Annotated in this window: 11 protein-coding genes; 1 reads left to right on the top strand and 10 read right to left on the bottom strand. The window is 30.0% G+C overall.

Annotated elements, in window-relative coordinates:
* The 10 genes from BLV68_RS12800 to BLV68_RS12850 all read right to left on the bottom strand — a co-directional run.
* Positions 1–217 (bottom strand): transposase (locus BLV68_RS12800; RefSeq protein WP_200773788.1); only part of this gene is annotated, 217 nt, incomplete at its 3' end.
* A 110-nt stretch (positions 218–327) separates the two neighbouring features.
* Positions 328–1,794, bottom strand: coding sequence for a uroporphyrinogen-III C-methyltransferase (gene cobA, locus BLV68_RS12805; RefSeq protein ID WP_093754462.1), 1,467 nt, complete (start codon positions 1,792–1,794; stop codon positions 328–330).
* Between the two features lie 91 nt (positions 1,795–1,885).
* Positions 1,886–2,566, bottom strand: coding sequence for an NAD(P)-dependent oxidoreductase (locus BLV68_RS12810; protein ID WP_093754464.1), 681 nt, complete (start codon positions 2,564–2,566; stop codon positions 1,886–1,888).
* Positions 2,567–3,121: 555 nt separating this feature from the next.
* Positions 3,122–3,763 (bottom strand): ABC transporter ATP-binding protein, encoded by a 642-nt coding sequence (locus tag BLV68_RS12815; protein ID WP_093754466.1) that lies wholly within the window; start codon positions 3,761–3,763, stop codon positions 3,122–3,124.
* Position 3,764: 1 nt separating this feature from the next.
* The gene (locus tag BLV68_RS12820; RefSeq protein ID WP_093754468.1) at positions 3,765–5,930 is read right to left on the bottom strand and encodes a hypothetical protein; all 2,166 of its coding nucleotides are present in this window, start codon (positions 5,928–5,930) and stop codon (positions 3,765–3,767) included.
* Between the two features lie 148 nt (positions 5,931–6,078).
* Entirely contained in the window at positions 6,079–6,492 is a 414-nt protein-coding gene (locus BLV68_RS12825) for a hypothetical protein (protein ID WP_093754470.1), read from the bottom strand.
* Between the two features lie 1,114 nt (positions 6,493–7,606).
* Positions 7,607–8,314 (bottom strand): hypothetical protein, encoded by a 708-nt coding sequence (locus BLV68_RS12835; RefSeq protein ID WP_093754472.1) that lies wholly within the window; start codon positions 8,312–8,314, stop codon positions 7,607–7,609.
* Positions 8,292–9,164: an ATP-binding cassette domain-containing protein gene (locus tag BLV68_RS12840; RefSeq protein WP_093754474.1), complete on the bottom strand. Its 873-nt coding sequence runs from the start codon at positions 9,162–9,164 to the stop codon at positions 8,292–8,294. Before BLV68_RS12840 ends, BLV68_RS12835 begins: the two co-directional genes overlap by 23 nt.
* A 22-nt stretch (positions 9,165–9,186) precedes the next feature.
* Entirely contained in the window at positions 9,187–10,716 is a 1,530-nt protein-coding gene (locus BLV68_RS12845; protein WP_093754476.1) for a hypothetical protein, read from the bottom strand.
* 63 nt (positions 10,717–10,779) lie between these two features.
* Positions 10,780–11,148, bottom strand: coding sequence for a hypothetical protein (locus BLV68_RS12850; RefSeq protein ID WP_093754478.1), 369 nt, complete (start codon positions 11,146–11,148; stop codon positions 10,780–10,782).
* A 582-nt stretch (positions 11,149–11,730) separates the two neighbouring features.
* Here BLV68_RS12850 and BLV68_RS12855 point away from each other — a divergent pair.
* Positions 11,731–12,474: an endonuclease/exonuclease/phosphatase family protein gene (locus BLV68_RS12855; protein WP_093754480.1), complete on the top strand. Its 744-nt coding sequence runs from the start codon at positions 11,731–11,733 to the stop codon at positions 12,472–12,474.
* Positions 12,475–12,493 lie beyond the last annotated feature (19 nt).

Below are 12,493 nucleotides of genomic sequence, written 5' to 3' on the forward strand. Positions count from 1 at the left end.
TTACAGTCTTTTTCGTAGTACCATTTCTACGATTATCTGTATTTTTGTTCTTTTTATCTCCTTTTACATATCCTAATTCTACCTCTAATTCTGCCTCTAACATCTCTTGTAGTGCATCTTTAAACATTTCTTTAAGATATGTGTGGAGATCATTTACTGTTTTTAAATCTCCATCTACTATCATATTTCTTAAAACTTCCTTTGGTAAAGTTGCCATAAAAAATTCTCCTTTCTAGTTTTGGTCTTATTTAGATTCTTGCCAGAAAAGAGAATTTTATTTCCTAAAAGCACAAATTATTTTACACTACCAATATTTTCAAATATTTTCTATTCCCCCCTTATCTCCAACAATTTTTTAATAATTCCTTCCACAGAATATTGATCACAAACTTTACATGGAATATTTTTTTCTATTAATGCTTTTTGAGTAATAGGTCCTATTGCTATACACTCTTTGCTTTTTACCTTTTCAATTCCAACCATGGCAATAGTATTTTCTACGGTAGATGGGCTGGTAAACAGTACTATGTCTACCTCATCAAAACCCCTCTCATCCTTTAGTTCCCCTAGAATGACTTCATAGATATGAACTTCATCCACCTGGCATCCAAATTCCGTTAAAGCTTCACGAAGATAAGGTCTTGCATTTTTGGAACGGGGAATTAAAATACGGTCCCCCGGCTTCACGTACTTAGTAAGCTTATCAAATAAAGCTTCTGCTACAAACTGCTCTGCAATTATCTCTGGAATGACTCCTTTACTTCTTATGGCTTCTGCTGTCGCAGCACCTATGGCTGCAAACGACGCTTTAATTTTCCTGATATCAATCCCTTCCGTCAATAGCTTGTTAAAAAATATGTTGACTCCATTTACACTGGTAAATACTACATAGTTATATTGTTCTAGATGCTGAAGGTATGAATTCAATTTTTCATCCCTATTTTTTATCTGTATACTATTTATTTCAGTTACTTCAGCCCCCATGTCCAGCAATTTTTCACGGAGCTGTCTGGCTTGCCCTTTCGAACGAGTAACACATATATTCTTACCAAACAATGGCTTTTTTTCATACCAAGCAAATTGCTTCTGAAAATTCACCACATTCCCTACAACTATAATGCAGGGTGATTGTAAACCTGACTCCTTAACCTTTTCTACAATATTCTGGAGGGTTCCGACAACTTTTCTTTGTTTTGCCGTAGTCCCACGCATAATCACTGCACATGGGCAATTTGGCTCCATACCGCTTTCTATTAATTTAAAAGAAATATGCTGTAAGTTCCCAAGTCCCATCAGAAAAATTAAGGTCCCCTTCAATGTTGCAATGGAATTCCAGTCAATATTCAATTCTTCTGCACTTTTCCCAGTAAATACATGAAAGCTCTGTGCAATCTTGCGATGAGTAACTGGTATCCCAGCATAGTTTAACACTGAAAGGGCTGAAGTAATTCCAGGAATCACTTCAAACTCAATATTCTCTTTCCTCAAATGGAGTATCTCCTCCCCACCTCTACCGAATACAAAAGGGTCTCCTCCCTTGATTCTTCCCACAATATGACCTTTCTTTGCAAGGGACACCAGCATTTCATTGATTTCTTCCTGAGTTTTATAATGGCATCCCGGCTCCTTGCCGCAGTAATAGATTTCACAATTATTATTTAAATGCCGCAGTATACTGCTGTTTACTAATCTGTCATACATCACAGCAGTACATGTTGATAAAATTCGTGCCGCTTTTAGTGTTAGCAATTCTTCATCTCCAGGTCCTGCACCAATTAAATATACTTTCCCCATCTTTCCACTTCCTTCTGTTTAAACAAATTTACCCTAACAGGCAATTTAGTCCTCTCTCATTATTGGACGACAACATTCTTCAATGTTGAGTCTAATATCCCATCTCCTTTTTGGTTGTAATTAATGCTATTTCAGGATAAAACATCTTCAAAATTAAAAGATGTTTGCCTGCCTGATAAAACTCATAGAAATCTTTTGTATTCATAAAATCCATGATTTCATTTTTATCCGGTTCATCTCCGATTGTATTTCTAAACGCACAAAGAAAAGATACAAATTCATCATATTGATTTATTTCTTCTTTCATCCGATTTAACAAAAATTTAGAGGTTTTTGGACTACCAAGAATCGTATGTAAGGCAATATGTATATAATCTGTTCTTTTCTGTACCGGAGTGACAAATAATCCTTGCTTAAAATCATCACAGTTCAAATAAATCTTATGATTTTTGTCACATTCCTCTTTAATCCTTTGATTCAAGCATTGATCATTGGTAGCAATTACAATCAAATGTTTATCTTGAATAAATCTGGTATCATAAGACTCTTTAATCAGCTCTAAATTCTTGAGGCCGCTTAATTGTTCAAATTGACTACAAAACTCTTTTGATACCACGACCACCTTACAGCCCCTGTTAGCAAAGGATTTTGCCTTTATAAAACCTGCTGTCCCTCCGCCTACCACCAATGCTTTTATTTTGGATGAAATAAGCGATATCATCATATATTCAGGTATTACTTCTAAAATATTATTCCCAGTATCCTCTAACACTCTCCTCCCCTGCCTTTCAGATACTCTGCTTCTAATACTTTAATAACTGATATAATATGATTGTTTTGTTCCATCTTCAAGTTCAACTATAGCTTTAAAAGTTTTTGTAGCTTCTCTGTTAGACCTTAGCCACTTACCCGCCTAGCCAATGATCTCTATTAATAAGCTATCATACAACTTTCTTCAATACAATAATTTGGAACAAACAGCACTCTTATCGGTATAAACGACATTTTTTATAAATAAACAAAGTATAGAACCCTTAAAAGAATTAAGGCTTTGTTCGCACAGTATACTATCCTATACAGGAATGGAAAATCTTCATATATAAGAACTACTCCTATGCATAAAATAGTATTGACAATAAAATTTAGGGTGTAAAGGAAAACATGAATATACTCGCATGGAATATTAAAGTAGGGCAAAATAAAGATAGTAGTTATCCTCCTTCAAAAACTAGACCTATATAATTGTGTGGATATTAGAAAATCAGCCTTTGCTGGGTTTATGAATATTAACTAACCCTTGTATAGGATCCTAAAATACCATCTCCGCTCATGCAATAATCTTACGATTTTTTATAACTAACTTTTTACATCCTTCAATATTGGCAATTCTTTCATCATGTGTTACTAAAATTACTGTCTTACCCTTTTTATTGAGTTCTTTTAAAATCTCATAAACCTTTCTACTGTTATCTCCATCTAAATTGCCAGTAGGCTCATCTGCAAATATATATTGGGAATCTTTAGCTAGCAACCTTGCCAAAGATACTCTTTGCTGTTCCCCACCACTTAATTGATAAATTTTTTTGTTTTGATAATTATCTAAACCAACCTTATTCAAAGAGTCTTTAATAACAGCTCCTTTATCCTTGCACTTCTTATATGCTAATGATATCTTTATATTATTAAAAACTGTCTCTTCTTCCATTAAGGCATAGTTTTGAAATATAAACCCTGCCTTTTCTCTAAAAAACCTCTGTTTTCCTTTTAAACTATTAATTTTAGTACCTTCTATAAATATGTTTCCTTTATCAGGTTGTTCCATTAAAGACATTATATTCAGAAGAGTTGTTTTACCGCTTCCACTTTCTCCTGTAATTATAACAAATTCACCTTTTTTTATTGTAAGATTTACATCTTCGAAGATAAGTTTGTCTCCAAATGATTTAGAAATGTTTAATAATTCTATCACTCTAATGCCCTCCTTTCATCATGTAACTTATGGACTTTCTACTTATTAACGCAGAAAGCAGAATCATAGCCAGCAAATCTGCTAACAATATTAAAAGCATAAATATAAACGGCACACTATAATATGTCAGTATTATTCCTATTGCAGCTGTGTTAATTAATATAACATGCATGCTTCTCCTAGCAAAACTATATCCAAATAAATATTTTAAATATAATTTATATTTTTTACTTTCATAATAGGATAGATTAAATAAAATAGTAGATACTCCAAAGCCTATAATCAATATAAATTGTAGTATCTCTGTTATACGAGTAAGGTTTCTCAGATTTCTTATTTCTTCTGCACGTAAATCATAAATAGGTGATAGAGTATTGAATATATTAGTTAATCCATATTTCTCTGAAATTGAAATGAATTTTTCAGTGGATTTAATATCACCTTCAATATAGCAACAATTAGTTAAGTATGAATAATAGTTAGAAGGATCTAAGTTCAAAGTATCTATCACTACAATGGGGTTTTCAACACAGTTACCATATTCTCCTTCTACATCAGGATCATATGTAAAGTATCTTAAATTATCAGGAACATAAATGATATTGATATCCAAGTCTTCAATCTTTGTTTCTTCAGGGGGCATGTTCATCTTCTCATTGTATATGTCAGCAACCCTTACTTTTAAAAAATAAAATCCTTCAATAAACTTGTCCTTAATAAAATCTTCATGCTCTTTTAATGAAATTGGAACTAAAATATTTTGTATTAATTCATCTTTAATTATTCTATTTACAACATCTTCACCATGTATATCCTTTATAGGATGTCTTTTCAAATAATTTTCATTTACCATTATCGACTTTCCTGAAGGTGAAAGAAGTTCAATTTCCCCATCTGTATTAGCATCATAAATATATACTCCAGATGATAACTTGTGATAATTAAAAGCTCTAATAAAAAACATATTCATTTCATCTTCTAATTCTCTATAAAATTCTTTGGACTTCAATTCATATTCTCTAAAGGCTACTGGATCTTCAGTTAGAAACCACGCCCGAGTTCCATAAATGTTTTCAGCATAGCTCCAGTATTCATTTCCATAATAAAATTTATTTAACTTGTCATTTATCTCTTTGGAAAATGTAAAAATAAATATTATAAAGATTAAAATAATACACTTTAATGCAAGCTGTAATTTATATACAATATTAAAAGTCTTCCTATTTTTCAGCAATTCATACTTACTATAATATTTCCCTTGAAAAGACGAGACTAATAAAACCACAACAAGCAAAAACAATAACATAATTCCTAGAAATAACATAATTGCAAATAAAAATTCGGAAAGATAATTAACTCTTCCAATGCTTTTCAAATATATGGTGACCCCCATTGATAGAATTCCGAAATTTAACAATATCGAAAATTTAAATCCCTCTAAATAAAATAAAAATATTCTCCTTACACTGTATCCCCACAACTTTAAAATAGTAATATTTTTACACTGAGAAATGGCAAATCGTATACAACTAAAGATGAATAGTACAACAAAAAGCAATGCTGTAAATCCTATTAACATAAAATTTTCACTTAAAATATCCAAAAAATATTCTAATAGGTTTGGATTGTAAACCTCAAAGATTTCTGTCTTGCCTAAATAATTATTTAAATATTCAACTACCCTATTTAAAATTTCCTGATCTGTTGTACCTATATAATATAAACCACCATATCCACCTACCTTTGACAAATTGTTGATTGGATATATTCTTATTGTATCCTCTTTTAAAAAAGCTTTAAATGTTCCAATTTGGTTAGGGGCATCATAATATTTATCACAGATATATGTCTCGGAACCATCTTGAGGAAACTTTCCAGAACTTAAACTGACTTTTCCGTCTAATGTCGTATCCGTTGAATAAATATATATATCATCAGAATTTACCATAGTATATTTAGCTAAATATATATTTTCTTCCTCACTAATTTTATTCAAATGGTAAAGAATCTCTTCCTCGGAGTGAATACTTTGGTCGCATATCAATGTAAATGCTGAACTGTTTTTGTACATTAACTTGTTTACATAATGTAATTCTGAAAACTCTATAATTATAAATAAGAATAAAGTACCTAAAATTAACATCAACAAATTAAGAATCCTCTTCAAATACAAACTCTCCCCTTTTATAATTGATGTTTTCTATAAGAAGAAACCTAAAAAAATTTTTTCTTTTAGAATCTATATCAAAGTAGAAGCGTACGAAATACTATCTCATTTTATTTATCAAAGATTTTCTATGTTCTCTCCTGATAAACTATCTGTAATCATAATATGCTTTATTTATTCCCCTAATTGTCCATTTTGCTGCCGCTCTACTCCAATCACCGACTGTAACCCAACCACCGTCATCAACCACTCCCAGTCCATTCTTTACAGAAGCCTTACCTTCTCCAATATATGGTTTGTACTCTGAAATCACCTCTCCGCTTCTTTTTCCCGCTAGCCAATAACCTACTCTTTCTCCATCTTTGTTGTAAATATATCTATCATCTACCTTAGCTGGATAAAAAGCCGAATCATCTGGTAGAACATCTTCTGCTTTCACAATCATAAAGCCTCTGCCCGATTTCCCATCATGGAAACTATAAATAGTACCATTTGCAAATACTGGGATTGCAGAAATAATTAATAGTGTAACTATGCAAAATAATACTACTCTCCTTTTCATCTCTATTCTCCTCCCTTTCATTGTAATATACGCTTCTACTTTGATAATCTCTATTTTAATAATGTTTAATTATTATATAGTTATCTTTTCAGGATAGATACTTAATATTTTTCCACCAAATCTCACTGTGATTCAAACTATAAAACTAAAGCTATATATTAATTAATACCACCACCTCAATTAAAACACCTTCTCTCTAATACTTACCATACTATTAGTACTTTTTATAAAAAGGTTATCATACCATTTTGTACATTACAATAGATTTGGACAAACAACACTCTTACCGGTATGAACGACATTTTTTGATAATATGTTATTTATACCTATAACTGTAAGTGACAATTTAAGATGTTGCAGATACTATACCATAAGTCTGACGTGAATTTTACCAAACCTCGGAGTAGATATATTAACTTTTTATAATATGTCCATAAATAGAAAAACATCCCCACCTTTTATAAATGGGGATATTTTAATACTTTAATTCTTAAATAGAATTTTACATTCTCCTAGAATAAAATATGACCAAGGTAAAAGTTGATCTCATTCTTAAATATGATATGAAATAACACATTTGTCATAAGAAAAATGAAAAAAGGAAAGACCCTTGATGTAATATTGTCTGGGAAAACAAACAAAAATCGGGATAATAGCTCTTACCCATACCTATAAATGATGAACTTTTCTCTTATATCATCTGCTCCTAGTACTCTAATTTTATTTAGTATTCTAAATGAATCTTGACTTTTAAGAAATTGTTTATATTTAGGCATTGGATAATAAAGTATAATATCTGCTAGATGGCTATCCTTCTCTAGTGATTCTAATATATTATAAATACCTTTTTAAAAATTCCAACAGTACTTATACCTAATAGTTTATCAAAATTTCTTTCAGCCATTGTTGCTTCCTTTAAATTTTGTATTTAAGCTCAATATATCATCATCTATTTTCAATATTATATCATAAAAGCAATATACTGTTCTGCTTATAATATATTATCCACTACAAACTATTAGTAGCTGAATGGCCTAAAGAAATTGTAAAAAAAAACATGTCAATTAAATCATTTCACTACCCATATATGATTGTAGTCAGCTTATAATACCTGCTATACTTCTATGGACTTCTTAGAAGTAACATAGGCAAAGATTATCGAAAACATTACAAGAGTAAATCTATTTATATAGAAAGCACTTGGCGTACTTAAAACAAACGAATTCCCCATTAAAGTAAATATCTTAAATAACCTGCCAGTTGAAAAAACATCTAATATTACATATATTGTTGTCACTATACTCGCTAATAGAGGGTTTTTAAAAATAACCGTTATTGCCAAAGATAATGAACTCATAAATAATACTGGTGGGAAAAACCTTGCTACTAATATTAAAATTGATATAGGAGATTCTAAACAAGCTATATATTGAATAATTATTGCAATAAAAGTTGTTATTAACATCAAAACTGTATACAAAGCCCATCTTATAAATACACTAATATTATATTTTCCCTTATTATAGTAGGTCATTATCTCATATATATTGCTTTCATAATCTCTATAAAATCCAGTAGAAATAATGATAGAGGTCAATAAAGGAACATATGCCTCAAAAAACTTATCTTTCCATAACAGACCGCTTCTTGCATACCATTGACCGATGGACAATCCATAAGGCGAAGTCCACCCACTATTTAAAATGCTCATTAAAATAAGGAATATGGATATTATCAAGATGGATTTAAATACATATTTGTTTTTATCAGTTATACTAATAGTTCTTTTTAAATTTATTTTATCCCTTCTGAAAGTACACATATGCATTCTCCAAAGTTGGTTTTATTTTTTTAAATCCATGAGGAGCTTTGTCCTCACATATAACTTTTAAACTGATTTTCCCATCTTCCATGCCTGATTGTTCTATTATATTTAATTGTCCTTTAAGTGTACCGTACTCTTCTACATTAATTGTACCACCATAAATTTTACCATCTACTAATCCAATCAGTTCATCTGGTGTACCATCGAAAGTAATCTTTCCTTCATTTAAAATTATAACTTTACTACAATAAAAAGCTATATCTTCTACTATATGGGTAGAAATTAGAACTATTTTATCCTTCCCAATATTGGTTAGATATTGTCTAAATTCAAATCTCTGCTCTGGATCAAGGCCAGCTGTTGGCTCATCAATTATAATAAATTGGGGGTTACCGATCATTGCTTGAGCAATTCCAAGCCTTCTTTTATAGCCTCCTGAATAACTTCCAAACCTCTTTTTTATTACTCTTTCTAAATTGAATTTTTCAACTACAAATTCTATGTTGTCCTTTTTTTCCTTTTCGTTTAACATTTTAACATCACATACATAGGATAGAAAATCTAGTCCTGATACATTGCTATAGATTTCAAAATTCTGTGGTAAATAACCTACAGCTTTTATAAGTTTATTACGGTTATTTAATAGGTCTTCCCCATTATAATATACATTACCAGTCTTGGCTTTTTTTAAACCAACTAATATTCTCATCAAAGTAGTTTTCCCGGCCCCATTAGGCCCTAACAAGGCAATTATTCCATTGTCATCATGTTCAAATGTAATACCAGAAAGAACCTCCTTATTGAAATAATAAAATTTTATATTGCTTACACTTAGCCTATTTCCCATCTTACTCCCCCTCATACATTCATTAAATAAACCTTGATGGCATCATAACGGTATCTCCATATACTCTAATAGGAATATTGTCATAAGGAGTAATTATAATTTGCCTTAGTTTAGAAATATCTAATTTTGAAAAGATATCGCTATTTAATTCCTCCTCAACAAAAGATACTATCCTTTCCTCATCTAGTCCCCTTGGATATATTACATTTATATCTCCATGTTTAGTTTCCACAAGGTTGCCGGAAAATATATTAACCCCCTTGCTATAACCTTTTAAAGTGGATACATAGAATTTGCCCTCTTTCTTTTTCATATTGAGTATTGGTAAATTACTATATATCTTAGTTTTGCTATTTACAACTATATTAAAATTACAAGACTCATTTTTACTAGCTATAACAGGATACCAATAAAAAACATTGTCCATTAATGAAATATCTCTACTGCTAACATAGCATATATTAGTGCCTAAGCCATTTTCTATATAAACCCTTCCAGAATAATATATATCTAAAATCAAATCCTCATCTTGAATATCTAAATCTTCTATACTTACCAAGTCCTTATCTCTTGAATATTTCACCTGTTTTCCATTAACTAAAATCTCCTCTATTTTAAATATTTCACTTAAATAAAATTCCAACTTATCTGCTTCTTTAACTAGCTCAATTGAACATCTATTGCTAAATTTATTGTTCAAATTTATATTCATATTATAGTTGCTTATGGAATAACTTGTATTAATTTCTTTTTCTGCATTTTCTACATAGTCCATACTATTAAAAATTACGGTTCTTGATTTAGCTGAACCTTGAATTATGAGAAATTCAACTAAGACTAAAATAAATATTACAAAAATGTAGTTTTTATAAGGCTTTTTCTTAGCTTTTAAATATGTAACTACAAGCATAAATAAAATTATCGAAACTATAAATAATTTATCTAGTGCATAAAATAAATTGAATATTACTGGTGACCCATAGTTTACTGGAGCAGTTATCTTATCTTCAAATATATTTAACAGCCTATATTTCAGTAAATTTACAGGTTTCAATCCTGACGTTAGAGGTAAAAATAGAAATATGCATATTATATATCTTAGAAGGCTTTTAACAAAAAAGCCAATAGTTGCTCCTAATACTAATGTAAAAATGTTAGAAACATACCATATTATAATGAAATGCAGCATTTCTTTAATTTGATAATAATTAATATTTAATATATTAGAATACAATAATATCATTATTCCTGGTATTAACAGAAGTAAAGTAATAATTTTAATACCTGTTATTATATTGGACAAATAAGCCTTATACTTATTTGTTTCCAATACATCTATTATTTCATAATCTTTCCCTGAAATATATGCACCAAGTATCATCAGCCCCGCAGTAGTACAAAATAAAGCATATGTAGATCCTACTGTAAATTCTAGAATGGATATAATTAAGGTTTCCCTATTATAAAAGGAAAAAAAACCTACAGACAGCAATATAAAAATGAATATTATATTTTTCAAATATATTTTAAAATAAAATTTTGATAATTTCATGTAATTCACTTCCTCTATCAATAATTTCAACAAAGTGGGGTATACCCCACTTTGTTGAAAAATTTAATCATATATTGATATATATGCTTTCCCAAATCCAACCGGTTCCCACTTAATATAATATGATTGGTTTACTCCATCATCAGTCTTATCTTGAGCTTCAAAAGTATCTGTTGCTTTTTTGTTTCCTGAAACATAGACAGAAGCCACTGCCTTGTCTGGCCACAACTTAATAACCTTCATTGCATATGCAGTTCCAGAACTATTTACCGCTTGTGCCTCTAAAGTATGGCGACCCCTTCCAAGATACTTAAGGCTTGATGTTGTATTTTTATGATCATATAATGCTCTAGGTATAGTTCCTGCAAATACAACACTTGTTGTTAACACCATGACCGCTATTATGATAATAATTAATTTTTTGTTTTTCACTTATTCCCACACCCCTTGTTTAAATTTTTTAAAAATAACAGTTCAGCAATTACAATATAAATCAATTAAACCAATGGAATCCCTCCCTTTATGTTATACTAATAATTAAAACACAACGCCAATTTTATAATAATATATTTTGCTAAACATTTATTTTCATATATAAAAATTAGATTACTACAACTTAGATTTCTCTTTAAAATTTTTTTATATTTTTACTTCACATTAAAAATATATGTAATAGAACAACATTCTTTATTTCACTTGAGAAATTCAGCTATTATACATTATTGGAATACCAATATAGCTAAAGTATTCATTTTTTCTACCTAAAAATCTACTACCAATAATTTCTATTAATATGCTATCATACAACTTTCTTCAATACAATAATTTTGGACAAACAGCACTCTTATCGGTATAAACGACATTTTTTATAAATAAACAAAGTATAAAACCCTTAAAAGAATTAAGGCTTTGTTCATACATTATACTATCATATATAAGAATGGAAATTCTTCATGTACAAGAACTACTTCTCTGCATAGAATAGAATTGAAAATAAAATTTAAGGTGTAAATAATGAGCATGAATATACTCGCATGGAATATTAAAGTAGGACAAAATAAAGATGGTAGTTATCCTCTTCCAAAAACTGAAAATTTGGATAGGATTGTTGATATTATTAAGGATTCCAAAGTTTCAATAGCATGCCTTCAGGAGGTAGATGCATATACTCTGCGTTCTGGTATAAAAATCCATCAAGCCTCATATATTGCAAACAAGCTTAGATCGATAACTGGAAAGCTTTGGAACTATGAATATATTGTTTCAAGGAAAATGAAACCTGGATATTACGGCAATGCAATTCTCAGTTATTATCCCATGACAACTATTTTAAAAATCCCTTTACCTAGAATAAATAGCAAAGAAGATCGCAGTTTTCTTCTTACAAAGGTCTATGTGGAAAATTTGCCCATGTATATAGGTACATTCCACTTAGGGTTACAAGGGGATCAATCTTTTCAAGCAAAAACAATAAAGAACGTTCTAAAGGATTATAAGTTTTTTAATAAAAGAATAATCCTTGGTGGCGACCTAAATGATAAAGAGGGTTCTAATACCTATTATATAATGCTAAATCAATGCTTCCCTATGATAGATGTTGGCCCCCTAGGGATTTGTACTTTTAACTGCTTCCATGATAATAGCAATCCAAAAATTGATTTTTTCTTTATAAGAGGCTTTGCAAATTGTAATATAAAAAGTAGTGTATTACCCATCGACATATCTGACCACAGACCTATTAGGTTGTCTCTACAGTAAAGTTGGATAAATAAACAAA

The sequence above is a fragment of the Tepidimicrobium xylanilyticum genome (genome assembly GCF_900106765.1).
Classification (GTDB): Bacteria; Bacillota; Clostridia; order Tissierellales; family Tepidimicrobiaceae; genus Tepidimicrobium; species Tepidimicrobium xylanilyticum.

Coding starts and splice junctions, on each gene's coding strand:
- cobA (WP_093754462.1), bottom strand. CDS start 1,794: ATGGGGAAAGTATATTTAATTGGTGCAGGACCTGGAGATGAAGAATTG.
- BLV68_RS12825 (WP_093754470.1), bottom strand. CDS start 6,492: ATGAAAAGGAGAGTAGTATTATTTTGCATAGTTACACTATTAATTATT.
- BLV68_RS12835 (WP_093754472.1), bottom strand. CDS start 8,314: ATGTGTACTTTCAGAAGGGATAAAATAAATTTAAAAAGAACTATTAGT.
- BLV68_RS12840 (WP_093754474.1), bottom strand. CDS start 9,164: ATGGGAAATAGGCTAAGTGTAAGCAATATAAAATTTTATTATTTCAAT.
- BLV68_RS12845 (WP_093754476.1), bottom strand. CDS start 10,716: ATGAAATTATCAAAATTTTATTTTAAAATATATTTGAAAAATATAATA.
- BLV68_RS12855 (WP_093754480.1), top strand. CDS start 11,731: ATGAGCATGAATATACTCGCATGGAATATTAAAGTAGGACAAAATAAA.